19 protein-coding genes and 2 tRNA genes are annotated in these 18712 nt (G+C 63.6%); 6 read left to right on the top strand and 15 right to left on the bottom strand.

Annotated elements, in window-relative coordinates; genetic code table 11:
- Positions 1–147: 147 nt before the first annotated feature.
- Positions 148–792, top strand: a complete 645-nt coding sequence (locus NX068_RS05360; RefSeq protein WP_263460257.1) for a TetR/AcrR family transcriptional regulator — start codon at positions 148–150, stop codon at positions 790–792.
- A gap of 46 nt (positions 793–838) precedes the next feature.
- Here the strand turns inward: NX068_RS05360 and NX068_RS05355 are convergent.
- The 3 genes from NX068_RS05355 to NX068_RS05345 form a co-directional block, all read right to left on the bottom strand.
- Positions 839–938 (bottom strand) — tRNA-Ser (locus tag NX068_RS05355).
- Positions 891–1787: a tyrosine-type recombinase/integrase gene (locus NX068_RS05350; RefSeq protein WP_263460256.1), complete on the bottom strand. Its 897-nt coding sequence runs from the start codon at positions 1785–1787 to the stop codon at positions 891–893. The genes NX068_RS05355 and NX068_RS05350 overlap by 48 nt, the downstream gene beginning before the upstream one ends.
- A gap of 707 nt (positions 1788–2494) precedes the next feature.
- Positions 2495–2794 carry a hypothetical protein gene (locus NX068_RS05345; protein ID WP_263460255.1) on the bottom strand — a complete coding sequence of 100 codons (300 nt, stop codon included), beginning with the start codon at positions 2792–2794 and terminating at the stop codon, positions 2495–2497.
- Positions 2795–2967: 173 nt separating this feature from the next.
- Between NX068_RS05345 and NX068_RS05340 the strand changes: the two genes are divergently transcribed.
- Positions 2968–3198 carry a hypothetical protein gene (locus NX068_RS05340; protein ID WP_263460254.1) on the top strand — a complete coding sequence of 77 codons (231 nt, stop codon included), beginning with the start codon at positions 2968–2970 and terminating at the stop codon, positions 3196–3198.
- On the opposite strand, the gene NX068_RS05335 is transcribed toward NX068_RS05340, so the two are convergent.
- The 9 genes from NX068_RS05335 to NX068_RS05295 all read right to left on the bottom strand — a co-directional run bounded on the left by NX068_RS05335 (position 3185) and on the right by NX068_RS05295 (position 9032).
- Positions 3185–4171: a zonular occludens toxin domain-containing protein gene (locus tag NX068_RS05335; protein ID WP_263460253.1), complete on the bottom strand. Its 987-nt coding sequence runs from the start codon at positions 4169–4171 to the stop codon at positions 3185–3187. The two genes, NX068_RS05340 and NX068_RS05335, sit on opposite strands and share 14 nt — an antisense overlap.
- Positions 4168–4515, bottom strand: coding sequence for a DUF2523 family protein (locus tag NX068_RS05330; protein WP_263460252.1), 348 nt, complete (start codon positions 4513–4515; stop codon positions 4168–4170). The genes NX068_RS05335 and NX068_RS05330 overlap by 4 nt, the downstream gene beginning before the upstream one ends.
- A gap of 3 nt (positions 4516–4518) precedes the next feature.
- Complete coding sequence (locus NX068_RS05325; protein ID WP_263460251.1) at positions 4519–5919, bottom strand: hypothetical protein; 1401 nt, start codon at positions 5917–5919, stop codon at positions 4519–4521.
- Between the two features lie 120 nt (positions 5920–6039).
- Positions 6040–6165 carry a major capsid protein gene (locus NX068_RS05320; RefSeq protein ID WP_263460250.1) on the bottom strand — a complete coding sequence of 42 codons (126 nt, stop codon included), beginning with the start codon at positions 6163–6165 and terminating at the stop codon, positions 6040–6042.
- Between the two features lie 244 nt (positions 6166–6409).
- Entirely contained in the window at positions 6410–7465 is a 1056-nt protein-coding gene (locus NX068_RS05315; protein WP_263460249.1) for a phage/plasmid replication protein, II/X family, read from the bottom strand.
- Positions 7452–7745: a hypothetical protein gene (locus NX068_RS05310; protein WP_263460248.1), complete on the bottom strand. Its 294-nt coding sequence runs from the start codon at positions 7743–7745 to the stop codon at positions 7452–7454. Before NX068_RS05310 ends, NX068_RS05315 begins: the two co-directional genes overlap by 14 nt.
- A 178-nt stretch (positions 7746–7923) precedes the next feature.
- The gene (locus NX068_RS05305; RefSeq protein ID WP_263460247.1) at positions 7924–8109 is read right to left on the bottom strand and encodes a hypothetical protein; all 186 of its coding nucleotides are present in this window, start codon (positions 8107–8109) and stop codon (positions 7924–7926) included.
- A 130-nt stretch (positions 8110–8239) separates the two neighbouring features.
- Positions 8240–8539, bottom strand: a complete 300-nt coding sequence (locus NX068_RS05300) for a single-stranded DNA-binding protein (RefSeq protein ID WP_263460246.1) — start codon at positions 8537–8539, stop codon at positions 8240–8242.
- 416 nt (positions 8540–8955) lie between these two features.
- Positions 8956–9032, bottom strand: a tRNA-Arg gene (locus NX068_RS05295).
- A gap of 149 nt (positions 9033–9181) precedes the next feature.
- Between NX068_RS05295 and NX068_RS05290 the strand changes: the two genes are divergently transcribed.
- Complete coding sequence (locus NX068_RS05290) at positions 9182–9619, top strand: c-type cytochrome (protein ID WP_263460245.1); 438 nt, start codon at positions 9182–9184, stop codon at positions 9617–9619.
- Between the two features lie 94 nt (positions 9620–9713).
- On the opposite strand, the gene NX068_RS05285 is transcribed toward NX068_RS05290, so the two are convergent.
- On the bottom strand, positions 9714–11705 hold the full coding sequence (locus NX068_RS05285) for a UvrD-helicase domain-containing protein (RefSeq protein ID WP_263460244.1): 1992 nt from the start codon (positions 11703–11705) through the stop codon (positions 9714–9716).
- Positions 11706–11944: 239 nt separating this feature from the next.
- Here NX068_RS05285 and NX068_RS05280 point away from each other — a divergent pair, with 239 nt between their 5' ends.
- The 3 genes from NX068_RS05280 (at position 11945) to NX068_RS05270 (ending at position 17091) form a co-directional block, all read left to right on the top strand.
- On the top strand, positions 11945–15250 hold the full coding sequence (locus NX068_RS05280; RefSeq protein WP_263460243.1) for a response regulator: 3306 nt from the start codon (positions 11945–11947) through the stop codon (positions 15248–15250).
- Entirely contained in the window at positions 15247–16323 is a 1077-nt protein-coding gene (locus tag NX068_RS05275; RefSeq protein ID WP_263460242.1) for an HD-GYP domain-containing protein, read from the top strand. Before NX068_RS05280 ends, NX068_RS05275 begins: the two co-directional genes overlap by 4 nt.
- A 75-nt stretch (positions 16324–16398) precedes the next feature.
- Positions 16399–17091, top strand: coding sequence for a pentapeptide repeat-containing protein (locus tag NX068_RS05270; protein WP_263460241.1), 693 nt, complete (start codon positions 16399–16401; stop codon positions 17089–17091).
- Positions 17092–17105: 14 nt separating this feature from the next.
- Here the strand turns inward: NX068_RS05270 and NX068_RS05265 are convergent, their stop codons facing one another.
- Positions 17106–17711, bottom strand: a complete 606-nt coding sequence (locus NX068_RS05265) for a chemotaxis protein CheB (protein ID WP_327084803.1) — start codon at positions 17709–17711, stop codon at positions 17106–17108.
- Positions 17712–17724: 13 nt separating this feature from the next.
- Complete coding sequence (locus tag NX068_RS05260) at positions 17725–18582, bottom strand: CheR family methyltransferase (RefSeq protein WP_263460240.1); 858 nt, start codon at positions 18580–18582, stop codon at positions 17725–17727.
- Positions 18583–18712: the final 130 nt, after the last annotated feature.

Below are 18712 nucleotides of genomic sequence, written 5' to 3'. Positions count from 1 at the left end.
TTCGTTTTCTTGAATTACTTGCTCACATCTGCCCACATTCCCGACCGGATTTGCGATCCGGCCCTGCATGTCCCCACCACGTGGTGAGCGACTACAATTCCTTTTTCACCGATACGCTTTTGCTGAAATCCGGCAACAGGAGCCCCTTTGACCTCCGGCACCCGCCAGAAAACCGAAACCCAACGACGGCGCTACCTGCCGTCGGTCGAGCGCAAGCGGGAAATCCTGGACGCCGCGCTCATCGAGTTCTCCAGCCACGGCTATGCCGCCGCCACGATCGAACGCATTGCCGCTCGCGCAGGCCTGTCCAAAGCCGGCATCTATGCCCATTACAAGAGCAAGGACGAAGTTTTCGAGGATCTGCTGGAAACGGCACTGACGCCGTCCCTGAAGGACGACGGCATGCTGCCGGCAGCGACGGGAGCAGCGCTGCCGGAAGTCGTGGCGTCCTACGTGGATCAGATGTATGACAGGCTCGACGAACCGATCGTGATGGCAACCTTCCAGTTGCTCATCACCGAAAGCAGGCGCACCCCGGAGCTGATCCGGCGCTGGTACGACAGGATGCTGGAACCACGGCGAATCAGGGACCAGGCTGCAGTGGATGAATACGTCGGCAACGGCATCATGCGGCACAGCGCATTGACCGAGCATTTCATGCTGTCGGCCGCGCCACTCGTGATGTGGATCGTGATGCGCATGCTGTACCAGGACAACGATCTTCCGCTGTCCCTGGAACAGGTTCGCGAGGTGCACAAGCAGTTGCTGCTGGATACCCTGCAGCCGAGGTAGACGGCAAAAAGCCGCCGACTTCGCGAGGAAATCAACGGCTTCAATGTGGCGCGCCCGAGACGATTCGAACGTCCGACCCCTGCCTTCGGAGGGCTTCATCAGAAGGGCAGCAAACGCTGCACGGCGGCTGCTCCCTGGCTTGGCGCCAAGTGCGCATAGATTTCAGTTTGCGTGATGCTGGCGTGCCCTAGCAGGTCCTTCACAACGTACAGCGACACTCCCTGCATCACCAACCAGCTTGCGAACGTATGCCGCAAGTCATGAATCCTGAAATCATCAATCCCCGCCCGCTCAAGCGATGACCTCCACGCCGTTTTAAACGTGGTGATCCTGCTCCCCGGCCTCCAGCCGAACACCCAAGGCGATCCCGACAAACGCTCCGCCTGCCAGCGCTTCAGCCTTTCAAGCGCCCCCAAGGCATCATCATTCAGCGGCACCGTCCGCCGCTTCCTTCCCTTCGTGTGGCGCGCCTCCAGCAGGAAGAACCGTCGATCCACATCGACGCGCGACCACTCCAAACCCAGCAACTCACCACGCCGACAGCCAGTATTCAGCGCCAGCCGTATGAACGCCGACAGGTGAGGCCTTCTAGCCACCCTTTCCGCAGCAGCAACCAACCTTGCAGCCTCTTCCTGTGTGATCCATCGCACACGCGGCTCTTCAGCGGAGAGGCCCAGCTTTGCGACCGGATTCGGCAACTCATGCAGATCATGCTCAAGCCGGACGAAGTTGATCGCCGCGCAAAACACGCGAAGCTCCCGGCGCACCGTTGAGACCTTCACCCCGTCCGCCAATCGAAGCCGAACGTAGTCACGCACATGAGCGCGCTTTAGGCCACGGACATCACGACCTCCAAAGTACGGCGAAAGGCGCGCCAAACTATACTGGTCACGATCGCTTGACCGGTTATCCAGAGCCTTTGCCGACAGATAAGCATTCATGAGGTCCTCAAACACCATGCCGGCGATTCTGAGTGCATAGCCATAACCGGACAAGCCCGGGCAGTCCGCCACGAGAATCGATTGACGTGCCGAAAATGCCCCAGAGTGCAACCCGTTGCACAAAGTGAGGGTGTTACATAGCAACCCTCACTTTTCCGCCTTCGAGCGACCGAAGAAATTTTCAGACGCTCTGCGCAAGAAAAACCACGCTGCCACGCCCTGCGCAGACCGCGCCCCTGATCATCGCAAGCGATGATCACGCCCACGCCGCTTACGCGGTCGCCTGCGGCGAGTCTTTGCAATTCAGGAACGCTCCGCGTTCGAGTAGCCTACAAGCCGTTCCGGTCTCGTCGTGGCCGCGGCGCCGCGGCCGGTGACGGCATGGTGGTTCCCTACCTTCTACACCGCGCGAGCTGGGCGACAGGGGCCGGATCGGGCCGGACTGGAACATTCCCTTGACGCTCCGACCCGGGTCGCTCTTCCTGGCATGGTAGAAAATGTGAAGGCGCCCGCCCGGAACTGCGGCGTACCGCGGGGCCGGTCGGGTATGTCTGCAGGGACAGAAAGGAGCTAGGGCCGTGCCAGGCGCTTCCGCGCTGCACAACATGGCGCGGGATCGACCTTCTACACCTTGGGGGCATCCCCGAGGCTCTGCACCTGGTGAAGCAGCCTGCAAACTCTCCGCAGCCATCCTCAAGATCTCTTCGAGATCTCTCCGGTAGCCGCTCGCGCCGCTGGGGTCTGGTCGAGGCGGTCGAGATCTACACCCCGTGTCTGTTTCGCCGTGTTCTATGGAACATTTCGTTCATCACAAGACCGAACATTTCCACATCACCAGTTCGCATGCAGTCGCCGGCCAGCTTGAGCAGCGCAGCATCGTTCATCGCCACCAGGGCGCCGACACCCCCATATTCCTTCGCAGCGCGCATTTGCCCGGCCTCGCGCGCCCGCATGCGGCGCATCCGTTCCGCCGGCGTCAGCGCCCTGCCCGTCGCCGGCCGGCCGCGCTTTTTCGGGGTGTCGATCAGCTCGCCGGTCACCTTGTCCGCTGGATCCTTCATCACATGCACCTGCTGCAGTTGTCCATGTATGTATTTTACGTAACAGTTACGATAATTACCAATTGCATTTAACGTAACTGTTACGCTTTATAATTGCCCGCGACTATCGGTATATCTAACGATTGTGACCAGATTCACACCGAACCCGATGATGCACCACATACCATCCGTGCATGAAAACACATGCCCTCGCCATCATCATCACCGTTCTCGCATCGACCGCCGCTTACGCCCAAAGCATCGGAAGCAGCAAGCCCGAACACCCTTCATGCGAATCCCTACGCAAACGAGTCGAGAAGATCGATGCCCAGGCCCGCCAGAAATCAACACAGAAACTCACAGATCAACGCCGCGAGGTAACCGCCCGCATGTCCGAACTCAAATGCAGCTTCATGAGCCGCTAGATTTTTCGTGACTGTCACGGCGCGCTACGTCGAAATCCACGAAGTAGCCGCGCTCGACGAACTCCACACACATCGATTCCGGCACGTCCATGCGCGTGCCCTGCTGCGTGAAGCACCTGCAGCCCTTCCCGCGCCATTCGATGCAGGCTGCAGGCACCGGAGCCGTCGTCGGCCTGGTGACTTCATCGTAGATCGGCGCGGTATGCGGCAAGCCCGGGATCCGCGGCACGCGCGCCTCGATCCATGCCGCCAGCGGATCCGGCGGCGGTTCCGGATCTCGCCTTTGTTCCCGCAGCTGCGGCCGCTCCACCGCCACAGAATCGGGCACGGCCTGGTCATCCCCGCCGCGGACACCGCTGATCCAGCTGTACAGCAGGTAGCCGGCCACGAGCAGAATCAGCGGCACCAGCGCCAGGAAGATCGCCGCCTTCGGCACACGCGACTTGTGCGTATGGATCGTGGCGCTCTTGTAGCTGCCGATAATCTTCGCGGGATGCACGAAGCTGGAGCGTTCGCTGCCCGTCCTGGACTTGTGGCAGTCCTCTTTGACCTGCGCCCAAAAATGCACGGTCGATACCTTCGGCGCCATGCCGACCACCAGGTGCCGGTGCTGGCCCGTCAGACGCCGCACATTCGAATCGATCAGCGTGGGCGCCTGCGTGACCAGGTAGATATCGAAGCCGCGATGCCGGTGCGTTTCGAACTCCGCGACGTGCTTCGGCACTTGAGCGCCCGCCCCGCGCGTCCTGTAAATGCCCTGGCACTCGTCATGGACGATGATCGCGCCGTCCGGGCACTCATACCACTTCGTCGGGTCCTGCAGCTCAATCCAGCCTTCGTACAGCTCGGGCTTCAGGATCTCGATACCGTGGTAATAAACGGTGCGCTGCTCTTTGATCGCACGGTCACGCACCGTATCGAGCGTGTAGAGCGTTTTGCCCGCACCGGGCAGACCGGTGTTCAGGTAGATCATTTCATGCGCCCCACATAGGTGCGGAACATCTTCAGCGAAGCGATCGCCATGTAACCCGAGATCAGGATATTGATGACATCGAACAGGCCGGCATAGACCGCCAGCTGCATCATCGCGGCCCCGAAGTTGCCGAAGTTGCTGCCCGATCCGCCCGACCAGTTGAATGCCGAGCCGATCAATGCGATGTCATGCACCAGGTAGCCGACCACCGTTTCAATGCCCTTGACCGAGATGAGCGTGATCCCGAACGCGACCAGCAGCCGGCCAGCATTACTGACCACCGCACCGATCAAGCCCGAGAGCAGCGCGCCGATGCCAGCGCTTACAACGAGAGGCAGTGCCATGTCTTACTCCCTTACGACGAGACGAATCAGGTTCATGTAGGCAATAATGTGCAGCAGCACGCGCACAAAATCCGCGACCGAGCACAGCGGCACGGCATCTATGTTGATCGTTTTGCCAAACACTTCGATCGGATCGATATGGATGCAGGCCGCCGCGATCGGCGCATCGACCCAGTCCTTTTGATTCGCTTCCCACTCGGCACCGAAATCAAAATCCCCTGCCCCATCCTTGTTCAGTGCGCGCGCGGCATCTTCATCGCTGATGCCCTTTGCTGCGCCCATATACCGATTCCCTGCAGCCACCGATTCCGCATTATTTGCAATGGCCTGATCACGGCACTTCCGATCGTGGTCCATCCTGGCGATCGCACACATGATTGCATCGCCCTGGCATAACACCGAGCCGCCGCAGGACGCGCCCCATTTAGAGCTGCCGTCGCCCTGGTTATCACCGTCGCCATTTCCGTCACCGTTACCGGAATTGTTGCCGCCATTGCCACCGTTACCGCCATTGCCTCCATCGCCAGAACCGCCACCATCACCGCCACCACCGCCCGGGCCAGATCCATCGTCACCGCCGCCCGTATCACCGCCCCCACCGTCATCCCCGCCGCCTGTATCGCCGCCGTCATTCCCCCCACCGTCGTCGCCGCCACCCGTGTCGCCACCACCACCATCACCACCACCGTCGCCCGGATCTGGATCCGTGTCCTGGACGCAAATGCCGATTGAGTTCTTTGTAAAGCCCGGGCCGCACGGCGCCGAGGGTGCGCACCTACGCCCATTCCAGGACTGGCCGGACGGGCAGCTGAATTCCTCGCTCAGGCAGGTCCAGCCGGACGAGCACGAGTAATACGGACTGCCATTGTTCGGGCAGGATGGAGGCGTCGAGGTTTGTGGTGGTTCGCAATTCTCTTGCTCTTCGGCATCGCCTTCGCCCGTACTGCACTGAAGACCCGTCCCAACAAATGGGCCGTAAAACTCATTACCGAATGGCGTGCTTACCACTGCTGCCGGTCTATAGCTGCAACCGCCAAAGCATGTGCCACTAAAAACACTGTCATCAGACCCGCGCACATCACTGGCATTACATTGGCTCAAAATACACATCCGAGAGCCATCCGAAGCCTTAACGCCACCGCTCGGGCACGTAAAGGAAATAATGCCCGAGCGGAGAATCACTCCCGTACTCTTATTACGACAATTAAACGTCCAATTCTGATAGGTGTAGCCGTTTTGATTAGGGCCGCAAGCCGTAGCAACATCCGGATAACACGTCGTCGAGCCTTCGAACTGATAACAATCAGTGCCCGGATAACTCGTGCCTTGCGCAAATGCCAGCATCGGCGCCGCCGATATCAGCACGCCGATCAGAAACCAGATCACGCGGTAAAGATTAGCCATGCCGCCCCCAGCGCTGCGATGATCACGAATTCCCCTCCCATTTCCGGGATCCTCCAAAAAGAAACGGGGTGCAAAACCCGGCATTCGCCGGGCATTGCACCCCGTTTCAGGGTTGCACGATCAGCCGGCCTTGCGGATCCAGCTGAAGGCCTTGGCGCCGTAGTGAATGGTCAGCACGGCCGTGCCGATGGCGGTGATGGCGACCATCAGGCCTTCGATGAAGGTGACGATTTCGGTGACTTCCATTTTTGCTACTCCTTTTCATCGTTTGAAGATTTGGCCATCCGAGCGAGTACCCGAAAGCCATATGCAAGCGACCAGACCATCACGATTGCCGTGCTGATCTGAGCGCCTTGCTCGGGTGTCAGCGCCGAATACGGCGAAGCCGCCGCATTGCCGCTGACCAAAACGTACCCACAGCCCGCCGCGACAGCTGGCTGAGGATCAACCACATAAACCGTTCCATCGTGGGCGACCTCTACGCAGAGCATTACGCCGCCCGTCTCAATTCGTCCCACGAGCCGACCGGCTGGGCCAGCACGATGCGCACCGGGCGCAGCGGGATCACCTTCGCGGTGTGCAGGTCGCCATCGGTGATGCCGGCGGCGCGCAAATACTTCATGTGCAAATAAAAAGTGCGAGCCGGCATATAGCCCTTGACCTGCTCAAAGCCGAATTGCCGAATATTCAGCATCGTGGTGAACGCCGCTTCCGCCCTACCCTTCGTAATATCGCTTGCGTCCCTGATCATCTTGATCACGTCATCCCTGTTCATGTCTCTCACCTCCACGCCATCCACCAAGGGGCCGAAAAAATCGGCGTACAGCTTCTCCAGCTTCTCTTCCGTCAAATCCCACCACTTGCCGCCCGCCTTCTCCATCCGCCGGAAAAACTCCGCCGCCCGGGTATGCTCCAGGCGCAGCAGCCGATCGGACATCGTCAGTTGCTCTTCAGAAACGGCGACCTTTCCCTTTCTGGACAGCATCCGAAGCTGGGGGCCCTTGTGGTAGGCCTTACCCTTTGCCATGTGCGATTTGGGGTTCCAGCTGACGGTATCGCCGCCGTTCTTGGCGCTCGACGCCTTGCGCCGGCCGCCATCGGTGACCATGAGCATCTGCAGCGCCTGCTTGACGCTGTCGAAATCCGGCAGCAGGTAGTTACCGGTGATGTCGATCCGGCGGCACTGCCAGGCCGTATAACCGGGCAAAAAGGCCTGCAGCGACTTCTGGGCGACCTTGATCAGGGTCTGAGCACCCTTGACGATGTCGAGGCTGCCGAAAACGTTCAGGCCGTCGTTCTCGAGGCTGGCGGGCGAGCCGGCGATCACCAGGTACTCATCCTTGCCATCCGACTGGATCTGCCAGACCAGGCCGACGGTGTCGGATCTAAGCTTGTCGATATCGAGGGTGTTCTTTTCCCAGGCGAGCGCGCCATCGCTGTCGAAGCACTGCAGCCGGCCACGGCACGACATGACGCGATCCCAGATCGCTTGCCCCATCGACGGGCTGAGCTTCACGCGCAGGGTGAGCCAGTCAATAAGCAACATCGGTTCCGCCCTTGTGCCAGCGCTTGGAAGCGGCCTCATAGCCGGTCCGCATGGCAACCCCTACCTGTTCCCGCACGAGCCGCTGGCGCCGTTCCTTGACGTCCTGCGGGATGTTCGCGGCGCCGATCGACTGTGCGACATACTGCTGTTCGCACAGTGCGACCTGATCGCGCCAGTACTGGGCATTGCGGAAGTCCGTGTCCGCGATGAGCCAGTAATTCGCCCGCACCAGGCGAGTGAAGGCGCAGTCGGTCGAGGCAAGGTAGGGGTGCAGTTGCATCAGTCTTTTTTCGTGACTGTCACGAAAAGAATCGGGGGAACTTCGGCTTCACCCGGGTCCGAGAACTCGCCTACGAAATCCCCCACAAGACCGCACGACCGACATGTCTTCAATGTCTTGCCGTCCAGGAAGTCCGGGTCGAATTCAAAGACGGGCTCTACGCACCACGGGCAGTCCATCACTCATCCCTTTCCAAGCGATCGAAGCCCTGCAGCTCATGGAAGGACATCGGCGCCTCACCGGCCACGACCTTGCCGTCGTGATCGACCATCAGGCCGCAGGACTCGCAAATCATCCACAACTCACCGTTCGGGCCGGACGGGTCCGGGTGATAGTCCGGTGCATTGCACGTCGGGCAGTCCATCAGGCCACCCGCTTGAAGGTGCCGGTGACACCAAGGCGCGCCCAGCGAGCCGGGAAACGCCCCCGAACTGATGCGCGCAAACGGCACGCGCGGATCACGCGAACCATTTCCGTGACTGTTACGGAAAACATCACGCGGCCTGCTGGACGGACTTCACTGCGGCCGGGCGAAGCTTCGCGCGGATGGAGACCTGGCCCCAGCGATCCACGAACAGCGACTCGGGCGCCAGGACATACAGGCCCTTCGGGTACGGCGCCTGTTCATCTTCGAGCGTCAGGCGGACACGCTGAGGGTGCGGGTGCGGACGACCATCGACCGCATAGAAGAAGCCCCAGCCCTCTTGCTCGCGAATCATGTACGGCTTCTGGGTGCGGCCCGAGATGCCTTGCTTGACATGGACGGTTTCGTCCGAGATTTCGACCTTGATCACGTTGCTACCTCCAATGACTTGTCATGTTCATCACTAACATTTGTTAGCAAGCGAAACATGAACTAACAGACGTTAGTTGTCAAGTGTTAGCAAAGCGCCGACACTAACGCCCGTTGAAGGAGGAAACCGATATGAACACTCTAGAAATGCTTGACGAAACGAAAACCCAATACGGGTTAGCCACCGATGGAGAACTCGCCCGCCTAGTCGGATGCTCCACCGCTCAAATCAGCCAGTACCGTACGAAGAAAAGGACGATGGACGACTACACCGCCGCGCGTGTAGCCGAACTGCTCGGCATCAATGAAATGATCGTGATCGCCCAGGCGAACGCCGAGCGAGAGAAAGACGACAGCAAACGCGCCTTCTGGATGCAAAAAGCCGCCGACTTCGCGAGGAAATCAACGGCTTCAATGTGGCGCGCCCGAGACGATTCGAACGTCCGACCCCTGCCTTCGGAGGGCAGTACTCTATCCAGCTGAGCTACGGGCGCGGGGGCTTGCGCGGATCGGTACCCGCACAAGGGTCGCAAGCATAGCCGTGTTTGTCCGCGAAGTCCATGCCGCGCTGCCACAATGGTTTTTACATGGCTATAATCCGTGCTTTCGCCTTGCGCCATAACACAAGTCAAAGGACCCGAGCATGTCGAACCATCGCGCTCTCACCCGCTTCGCAATGCCTGTCGTCATGATCGCAGCCGCCGGGCTGGCCGGCTGTGGCAATCAAAGTTCGGTCGACCCGGAACTGACCGCCACCTTGATCCAGCCGGTCGCCCGCGTGGAGATCCAGGCGGTGAAGATCGCGCCGGGTTCCCGCACTGGCGAGCAGATCTACAAGGCGACCTGTGCTGCGTGCCACGAAGCCGGCCTGGTCGGTGCGCCGAAGACGGGTGACGCAGCAGGCTGGGGTCCCCGCCTGGCGCTGGGCCACAACGGCCTGACCGCTTCGGCCATCGCCGGCAAGGGTGCGATGCCCCCGCGCGGCGGCGGCAGCGACCTGACCGACACCGAGGTGAGCCGCGCGGTAGCCTTCCTGGCCAACAGCGCCGGCGCGAGCTACACCGAACCCCCGGTCGAGTAAATTTCGCTCGTGCTGCCCGCCAGGGCAGCACGCACTCCGGAAAGGCAGCTGCGGCTGCCTTTTTCATGTCCGCCGTGAGCCGCAGCATCCGCCATCAGTCCTTCGCCCGCGATTCGAACATCGCCCGCAAGTTCGCCAGCCGCGCCTTGCCTTCTTCCTTCGACACCGGCGCCGCGGTCCTGCGGTCATTGACGCGAACGTCGTCGCCCATCTCGGCGATGAAGCGGCTCGGCTCGCAGGGGCGGAATTCACGTCCGGACTTGCGCCGCTCGCACCAGGTGATGTTGAGGCTGCGCTGGGCGCGGGTGATGCCGACGTACATCAGCCTGCGCTCCTCCTCGATCTTGTCCTCGTCGATGCTGCTCTGGTGCGGCAGCAGACCTTCCTCGACGCCGATCAGGAACACGTGCGGGAACTCCAGCCCCTTGGAGGCGTGCAGCGTGGCCAGCTGCACGCCGTCGAAATCCGGGTCTTCCTTGTCGAGCATGGACATCAGCGCGATGGTCTGGGTCAGCTCGATCAGATTCTTGCCGTCCTCCTCGCCCTTCCTGCCCAGCCAGCCGACGAAGTCGCGCACGTTGCTCCATTTCGACTCTGCCTCGCGCGTGTCGCAATGTTCGAACAGCCAGGCTTCGTAGCCGATGGCACCGAGCAGGTCTTCCAGCAGCTGCGCAGCGGCTTCGCGCGGAGCGCGGTATTGCAGGCGGTTGATGAAGCCGGCGAACTCCTGCACGCCGCCGAGCTGCTTGGCGTTCAGGTGCTGGGTCAGCCCTTCCTCGAACACCGCGGCGAACAGACTGACGTGGCGCTGGCCGGCATAGGCGCCGAGCGCTTCGAGCGTGGCCGCGCCGACGCCACGGCGCGGCGTGGTGATGGCGCGGATGAAGGCGAGGTCATCGTCCTCGTTGACCATCAGCCGCAGGTAGGCGATCAGGTCGCGGATCTCGGCCTTGTCGAAGAAGCTCTGCCCGCCCGACATCACGTAGGGAATGCGGTTGTTGCGCAACTGCTGCTCGATGATGCGGGCCTGGTGGTTGCCGCGGTACAGGATCGCGTAGTCCTTGAACTGGGTGCGATTCTCGAACTTGTGCGCCGACAGCTTGGTCGCCACCCATTCGGCCTCGTGCTCGGCGTCGCGGCAGTTGGTGACGACGATCTGCTCGCCGATGCCGTGCTCGGACCACAGGCGCTTTTCGAACAGCTTCTCGTTGTTGGCGATGACGGTGTTGGCAGCTTCGAGGATGCGGCGCGAGGAGCGGTAGTTCTGTTCGAGCTTGATGACCTTCAGCTTCGGATAGTCCTGCTGCAGCAGGCGCAGGTTCTCCACGTCGGCGCCGCGCCAGGCATAGATGGCCTGGTCGTCGTCGCCCACCGCGGTGAAGGCGCCGCGCACGCCCGACAGCAGGCGCAACAGCCGGTACTGGGCACGGTTGGTATCCTGGTATTCATCCACCAGCAGGTAGCGCAGCCGGTTCTGCCAGCGTTCGCGCACTTCGGGGTGCTCGTCGAACAGGCGCACCGGCAGCGAGATCAGGTCGTCGAAATCCACCGCCTGGTAGGCACGCAGGGTGCGCTCGTATTCCTTGTACAGCTTCGCCGCGACCGAGGCGATCTCGTTGTCGGCAAGCTGCGCCGCCTCCTCGGGGGTGATCATCGCGTTCTTCCACGACGAGATCTGCCACTGCATCTGCTTGGCGATGCCCTTGTCGCTGTCGCCGGCGACGTCGGCGACGATCTGCACCGTGTCGGACGCATCGAGGATGGAGAACTGCGGCTTCAGGCCGCAATGCACGGCTTCCTGGCGGATGATGCGCACGCCCAGGGCGTGGAAGGTGCACACGGTCAGGCCCTTCGGCGCCCGCCCGCCCATCAGGTGGGCGACGCGCTCCTGCATTTCCTTCGCCGCCTTGTTGGTGAAGGTGATCGCGGCGATGTTGGCGGGACTCAGCCCGCACTCGTCGATCAGGTGGGCGATCTTGTGGGTGATCACCCGCGTCTTGCCGCTGCCCGCACCCGCCAGCACCAGGCAGGGGCCATCGAGATAGCGGATTGCTTCGCGCTGCGGCGCGTTGAGGAGGGCGGACATCGGTTCGGCGAGGGCACGGCGGCCGGCCATTCTAGCCGAACGGGCACCGGATGCCGCCCGGCCGGCGCGCCGAAACCGGTCCAGGGATGGCAAGCAGGACGCCTGCATACTACACTCCCCACATTGGGCATTCATCCGCGAACGAGCCTCATTGCGAAACGGCCGGAACCATGCGCATGCCTGACGCCTGCAAGACTTGGGCGAACACCGGGATGGCCGCAGCCCCGCAATACTTTGTCATGGACCAGAACGCCACATTGAAACCCATACGCGATCGCTCGAGATTCACCGGAGGACTGGCCGTTCTGTTGACGGCGGCGGTATCGAGCGTGCTGCTGGGTTTCCTGCTTGCGCATGGGCAGTACGGCGTACCCGCTTCGGCCGCCCTGGTCCTGGCCGGCATCGCCGCAGTCGCAGCGCTGATGCAGGTTTTCCATCGCCACGCCGTCCGCAGCATCGACGCCGAGCGCGAACGACTCGGCCCTGCCGAAACCTGGTATCGCCAGATCATCGAGTTTTCGCCGGACGGCATGCTCATCGTCGATGCCGGCGGCACCATCATCATCGCAAACCCGAAGGCGCACGAGCTGTTCGGCTATCCGGCCGGCAGCCTGGTCGGCCTCGGCGTGGACGAACTCGTCCCCGCGGACGTCCGCCCGCGGCATGCCGCCATGCGGGCGCACTTCAACAACTGCGCCGACGGCCATCTCCATCTCGGCAAGGCCCCGGGCAGCTTCCGTGCGGCCCGGCGCGACGGCAGTGAATTTCCCGTCGAACTCGGTCTCACCCATTTGCCCGACCAGGGTGGCGGGCCGGCCTGCACCTGCGTGACGGTGCGCGACGTCACCCAGCACAAAACCTACGAGCAGACCATTGCCGACCAGCTCACCTTCCAGCGCGCGCTGCTCAACACCCTGCCGCATCCGATGTTCTTCAAGGACGGCGAGGGCCGCTACCTCGGCTTCAACCAGGCCTTCCTCGATGCGTTCGGCATAGAACGGGAAACGCTGCTGGGCAAGAGCGTGCTGCAGTTCATGCAGGTACCTGCCGAGGACCGCCTGATCTACCACGAAGCCAACGAGCGCGTGCTGCGCGAGGGCGGCACCTTCACCGCCGAAATGCGCCTGCCCTACGCCGACGGCAAGGTGCACGACGTGCTCTACAGCCTGAGCGGCCACCGCGGCAGCGACGGCAAGACCGCCGGCCTGGTGGGCGCGCTGATCGACATCAGCGCGCAGAAGCAGGCCGAACAGGCACAAATGGAAGCCAAGCTGATGGCGGAGGAAGCGACACGGCTCAAGTCCGGCTTCCTCGCCAACATGAGCCACGAGATCCGTACGCCGATGAACGTCATCATGGGCATGGCGCACCTCGCCCTCGACAGCCCGCTGAGTCCGCGCCAGCGCAACTACCTCGAGAAAATCCATGCGGCCTCGGCAACCCTGCTCGGCATCATCAACGACATCCTCGACTTCTCGAAGATCGAGGCGGGCAAACTGCAGTTCGAGGAGATCGACTTCTTCCTCGACGACGTGCTCGCCAATCTTGCCGACCTCGGCACCGCCAGAGCACAGGAGCGCGGCCTGGAGCTGCTGTTCGACATCGGCGTCGACGTGCCGACCAGCCTGCGCGGCGACCCGCTGCGGCTCGGGCAGGTGCTCAACAACCTGCTTGGCAATGCGCTCAAGTTCACCACGCAGGGCGAGATCACCATCACTATCCGCCGGGAACGGACCCTGGACGACAGCGTCTGGCTCTGCTTCGCCGTCCGCGATACCGGCATCGGCATCGACGAGGAACAGCGCCAGCGCCTGTTCCAGGCCTTCACCCAGGCCGATTCATCCACCTCGCGCAAGTATGGCGGCACCGGCCTGGGGCTGGTGATCTGCAAGCGTCTGGTGGAGCTGATGGGCGGCGAGCTCGGCGTCGACTCCGAACCGGGCGTCGGCAGCACCTTCCATTTCCGCGCCCCCTTCCGGCTGCAGAACCGGCAACGCAGGCTCGAGATCGGCAGCAGGGACATCCTCGGCATGCGCGTGCTGGTCGTGGACGACAACCCCAATGCACGGAACATCCTGCGAGGCATGCTCCATGCGCTGAAATTCCATGCCGACACCGCTGCCGACGCCGCCAGCGCAATGGCGATGCTCGAAGACGCCTGCGCGGCAGGCCGGCCCTACCGGCTGGTACTGATGGACTGGATGATGCCCGACACCAGCGGCATCGAAGCCATCCGCCAGATCCGTGCCCATCCCGGCATCGACGAGACGCCCTGCTTCGTCATGGTGACTGCATTCAGCCGGGACGAACTGCACGAACGCCTCGGCGATCTGCCGGTCGCCGGCCTGCTGGAGAAGCCCGTCACCCCCTCCACGCTGCTCGACGGCATTCTCGCTGCCTTCGGCGCAGCAGACACGCGCCGGCCGCGCAAGAAGGTGATGCAGGCCGACTTTATCGAAGCCCAGCGCGCACTCCGCGGCGCCCGTCTGCTGCTGGTCGAGGACAACACCGTGAACCAGGAGATGAGCATCGACATCCTCGGCCGCAGCGGCATCCATGTGGACGTCGCCGACAACGGCGCGGAGGCGCTGGTACTGATCGCCCGCACCCGCTACGACGGCGTGCTGATGGACTGCCAGATGCCGGTCATGGACGGCTTCGAGGCCACCCGCCGCATCCGCGCGATGGAAGGCTGTGCCAGGCTGCCGATCATCGCGATGACGGCCAACGCCATGAGCGGCGACCGCGAACGCTGCCTGGCCGCAGGGATGAACGATCACATCTCCAAGCCGATCGACGTGCAGCGGCTCTTCATCCGCCTCCACCGATGGATCGAGCCCCGCGCCCGCCAGCCGGCTCTGCCGGGCGGCGCACCCGAACCCTGCAGCGATGCCATCACGCTGCCCGCCATTCCCAGCCTGCGGCTCGACACCGCGCTGCAGCGCCTCGGCGGCGACGCCGAACTGCTGCACACCTTGCTGCGCCGCTTCTGCGACACCCAGTCCGACGCGCCGGCGCGGATTTCACAAGCGCTTGCCGCAGGCGACAGGGACACCGCCGTGCGCATCGCCCATACGCTGAAAGGCCTCGCCGGCAACATCGGCGCAGAAACCCTCGCCGCCCGTGCCGCCGACATCGACAACCGCCTGCGCAACGGCCAGGACGCCGAGGCCGCACTGCTCGGCCTGGCCGGCGCGCTCGCCACACTGGGTAGCGACATCCGGGAAGCGCTCGCCCGCCGCGCACCCGCCGACACCGCCGCCGATGCGACAGCCGCCACGATGCCTGCCTGGCTCGAGGCACTTCGGACCGGCCTGCAGCAACTGGAGCGCCTGCTGCGCACGGACGACGGCGAGAGCGGCCGCCACCTCGCCTCCCTCGCCGCCGCGCTCGACAGGCTGGAGCAGCCGGACCTGGTCGAGCGGCTCCGCGAACTCGTTGCCCTGTACCGCTTCGACGAAGCACTCGACTGCCTCGGCGCCCTGTGCCAGGTCTGCCCGGCCCTCGCCGACCCGCCCCCCACGCCCGAAAAAACCCAGCCATGAGCGAAGCCCCCCAGCGAAGCACTCTTCTCCTGGTCGATGACGTGCCGGACAACATCGACATCCTCGGGCACATTCTCTCGCCGCACTATCGCACCCGTGTCGCGCTCGGCGGCGAACGGGCGCTGAAGATCGCCGCCACGCCACCGCATCCGGATCTGATCCTGCTCGACGTCCGGATGCCGGACATCGACGGCCACGAAGTATGCCGGCGCCTGAAGGCGCGCCCGGAAACCCGCGACATTCCGGTGATCTTCGTCACCGCGCTGAACGAAACCGAAGACGAAGCCCACGGCCTCGCGCTCGGTGCCGTCGACTACATCACCAAGCCCGTCAACCCCGCCATCGTGCTGGCCCGCGTCCGCACCCACCTCGCGCTCTACGACCAGAACCGCGAACTCGCCCGCCAGATCCGTGCGCGCACCCTCGACCTGCTCAACACCCGCCAGCAGATCATCCACCGGCTCGGCCGCGCGGCCGAATTCCGCGACGGTGAAACCGGCAACCACATCATCCGCATGAGCCACTACTGCCGCCTGATCGGCGAGGCGGCCGGACTGGATGAAAAAGTCGTGCAGACGCTGTACCACGCCTCGCCGATGCACGACATCGGCAAGATCGGCATCCGCGACACCGTGCTGCTCAAGAACGGACCGCTGAACGAGGAAGAGTGGGCCATGATGATGCGCCACCCGGCAATCGGCGCGGAAATCATCGGCACACACAGCGACGAACTGCTGTCTGCCGCGCGCGAGATCGCCCTCTGCCACCATGAGCACTGGGACGGCTCCGGCTACCCTCGCGGCCTGGCCGGCGAAGAGATTCCACTGCTGGCCCGCATCGCCACGATCGCCGACGTCTTCGACGCCCTGCTGACGGGCCGCCCCTACAAGCCGACGTGGAGCGTCGAGGATGCGGTGGCCTACATCGAAGCGGGAGTGGGTTCGCGCTTCGATCCCGGCCTGATCGAACCTTTCCGCCGCGCCCTGCCTCGAATGATCCGGATTCGCGAACGCTTCGCCGACTCCCACGGCAAGCTGGACGACACCGACGCCGGTCCGCACATTTCCATCTGAGTGCAACGGCGGGAGTGACAGCCGGCGCCTGCTCACCGACAATCCACTCGCACCATGCTCCCGCGGAACCCTTTGATGAAATTGCTCGCAACAGCCCAACACCTGCGCCGGCGGCACCTCAACCGGCCACACCTGCATGCGCCTCTCGCCTGCTTCTTCGCCATCGCCCTGCTGGCCCAGTCCTTTGCCGCCCAGGCCCAGCGCACCGGCAGCGTCGGCGGCTGCGACATCCGCCGCGGCACCTTGTGCACCAATGCCAATCTGAACGGCGCCCAGCTCGCCGGCGTCAATCTGGCCAATTCGCAATTCACCCGCTCCGACCTGTCGGGCGCGGACCTCAGCGGCGCGACGCTGAGCGAGGCGAACTTTTCCAGCACCGACGTCACCGGCACCAACTTCAATGGCGCCTCGATGGCGCGCATCAACCTGCGCAACGCGCGGGCCGCCAATGCCACGCTGGTCGAGGCCGACCTGCGCAACGCCGTGCTGCAGAACGCCGTACTGACCGAGGCCGATCTCAGCGGCGCCACGCTGGCAAACGCCGACCTGACCAACGCCCGGCTCGAAGGCGCGAAGCTGGACAAGGCCGATCTGCAGCGCGCCAACCTGCGTGCCGCCAAGCTCAAGGGCGCCTCACTCGCCGGCGCCAACCTGCAGGGCGCGATCCTGACCCGCGCGGTGCTGGTCAACGCCGATCTCAGCGGCGCCAATCTCGATCAGGCGATCTTCCTCAACGCCCAGACCGACGGCTGCACCGGCTGCCCCTGAAAACGCCCCGCCCCTCAGCGCACCGTCTGGCGCAGCTCGCCGACGATGCGCGCAGGAATCGCGCGCAGATCCAACACTTCGCAGGCCGCGCCGATTTCCGCCGCTTCGCGCGGCATGCCATACACCACGCACGAAGCCTCGTCCTGCGCGATGGTGAAGGCCCCCGCGCGGCGCATCTCGAGCAGGCCGGCTGCGCCATCTTTGCCCATGCCGGTCAGCAGCACGCCGACCGCATTGCGCCCCGCCACCCGGGCGACCGCCTGGAACAGCACATCCACCGAAGGCCGATGGCGGTTGATCGGCGCACTCCCCGACACATCGGCCAGGTAATGGCCGCCGCTGCGGACGACCGCAAGATGGGAGTGCCCCGGCGCCACATAGGCATGGCCCGGCAGGATGCGCTCGCCATGCACCGCCTCCCTGACCACCAGGGCGCAGGTCCGGTCGAGGCGCTCGGCAAAGGAACGGGTGAAGCGTTCGGGCATGTGCTGGGTGATGACGATGCCCGGCAGCCCGGTCGGCAACCCGGCCAGCACCTCGCGGATGGCCTCGGTGCCGCCGGTCGACGCACCGATGGCGATCAGTCTGTCGTTGGATGCCAGCGGCTGGCGCGAAGCCATCGCGGCAACCGCCTCAGGCCGGCCGGAGGACGGGCGCATAAGTGGTACGCCCGAGGCTGCGGAACAGATCGGCATGATTCTGCAGGCTCTCCGAATGGCCGCATATCAGCAATCCCTCGGGGCGCAGCAGCGGACGAAAACGCTCGATGATGCGGCGCTGGGTGCTCTTGTCGAAGTAGATCATCACATTGCGGCAGAAGATGGCATCGAACTGGCCGCGCAGCCCCCAGTCGGCATCGAGCAGGTTGATCCGCTTGAAGTCGATGCGGGTGGACAGTTCGGGGCGCACCTGCAGCATGCCTTGCCCTGCCGGCTGGAAGAAGCGGCGCAGGCGATCGGGCGCAAGCTCGCGCACCCGCGCTTCAGCATAGACGCCGCGCCTTGCGGTTTCCAGCACCTGGGTATCCACGTCCGAGGCGACGATCTCGACACGCGCCGCAGGCAGCGCCTCGGCCAGCGTGATCGCGATCGAATACGGCTCCTCGCCGGTCGAGGACGCCGCGCACCATACCCGGTAGGCCCCCGCGCCGGCACGGCTGCGGGCATGCTCGGCGAGCATCGGGAAATGATGCGGTTCGCGGAAGAAGGAAGTCAGGTTGGTCGTCAGCGCATTGATGAAGGCCTGGCGCTCCCGCCCGCGGTCGGCTTCGACCAGGTCGAGATACTCCTCGAAGCTCTTGAGCCCTTTCGCCCGCAGGCAGCGCACCAGCCGGCCGTACATCATGTCCTGCTTCATGTCGGACATCGAAATGCCCGCCAGCCGGTGAATCAGCTTGCGCGCACGCTCGAACTCCCGCACGGAGAACGAAAACTCCCGCATCGACTGGACCTGGCCGGTCCTGACGCCGACCTCGCTCGAAAACATCTTCATCTGCCCTCACAGCCTGCACCGCGCACATGCGCGGCAACACGCCGATTGTCGACGTTCTGCCGCGCACCGCCTGTGAGTTCTTCCCTGTCCACGACATTTTTTCATGCCGGCGGGGCATGCCAGCGTCCTT

This window comes from Thauera carbonicopians (assembly GCF_025699485.1).
Classification (GTDB): Bacteria; Pseudomonadota; Gammaproteobacteria; order Burkholderiales; family Rhodocyclaceae; genus Thauera.
Note: the sequence above shows the minus strand (reverse complement) of the source record. Positions and strands in the feature narration are given on the sequence as shown.

Excerpts from the sequence above, each read along its gene's own strand:
- NX068_RS05345 (WP_263460255.1), bottom strand. The coding sequence starts at position 2,794 with ATGAAGGATCCAGCGGACAAGGTGACCGGCGAGCTGATCGACACCCCG.
- NX068_RS05340 (WP_263460254.1), top strand. The coding sequence starts at position 2,968 with ATGAAAACACATGCCCTCGCCATCATCATCACCGTTCTCGCATCGACC.
- NX068_RS05335 (WP_263460253.1), bottom strand. The coding sequence starts at position 4,171 with ATGATCTACCTGAACACCGGTCTGCCCGGTGCGGGCAAAACGCTCTAC.
- NX068_RS05330 (WP_263460252.1), bottom strand. The coding sequence starts at position 4,515 with ATGGCACTGCCTCTCGTTGTAAGCGCTGGCATCGGCGCGCTGCTCTCG.
- NX068_RS05325 (WP_263460251.1), bottom strand. The coding sequence starts at position 5,919 with ATGGCTAATCTTTACCGCGTGATCTGGTTTCTGATCGGCGTGCTGATA.
- NX068_RS05320 (WP_263460250.1), bottom strand. The coding sequence starts at position 6,165 with ATGGAAGTCACCGAAATCGTCACCTTCATCGAAGGCCTGATGGTCGCC.
- NX068_RS05315 (WP_263460249.1), bottom strand. The coding sequence starts at position 7,465 with ATGTTGCTTATTGACTGGCTCACCCTGCGCGTGAAGCTCAGCCCGTCG.
- NX068_RS05310 (WP_263460248.1), bottom strand. The coding sequence starts at position 7,745 with ATGCAACTGCACCCCTACCTTGCCTCGACCGACTGCGCCTTCACTCGC.
- NX068_RS05305 (WP_263460247.1), bottom strand. The coding sequence starts at position 8,109 with ATGGACTGCCCGACGTGCAATGCACCGGACTATCACCCGGACCCGTCC.
- NX068_RS05290 (WP_263460245.1), top strand. The coding sequence starts at position 9,182 with ATGTCGAACCATCGCGCTCTCACCCGCTTCGCAATGCCTGTCGTCATG.
- NX068_RS05285 (WP_263460244.1), bottom strand. The coding sequence starts at position 11,705 with ATGTCCGCCCTCCTCAACGCGCCGCAGCGCGAAGCAATCCGCTATCTC.
- NX068_RS05280 (WP_263460243.1), top strand. The coding sequence starts at position 11,945 with ATGGACCAGAACGCCACATTGAAACCCATACGCGATCGCTCGAGATTC.
- NX068_RS05275 (WP_263460242.1), top strand. The coding sequence starts at position 15,247 with ATGAGCGAAGCCCCCCAGCGAAGCACTCTTCTCCTGGTCGATGACGTG.
- NX068_RS05270 (WP_263460241.1), top strand. The coding sequence starts at position 16,399 with ATGAAATTGCTCGCAACAGCCCAACACCTGCGCCGGCGGCACCTCAAC.
- NX068_RS05265 (WP_327084803.1), bottom strand. The coding sequence starts at position 17,711 with ATGGCTTCGCGCCAGCCGCTGGCATCCAACGACAGACTGATCGCCATC.
- NX068_RS05260 (WP_263460240.1), bottom strand. The coding sequence starts at position 18,582 with ATGAAGATGTTTTCGAGCGAGGTCGGCGTCAGGACCGGCCAGGTCCAG.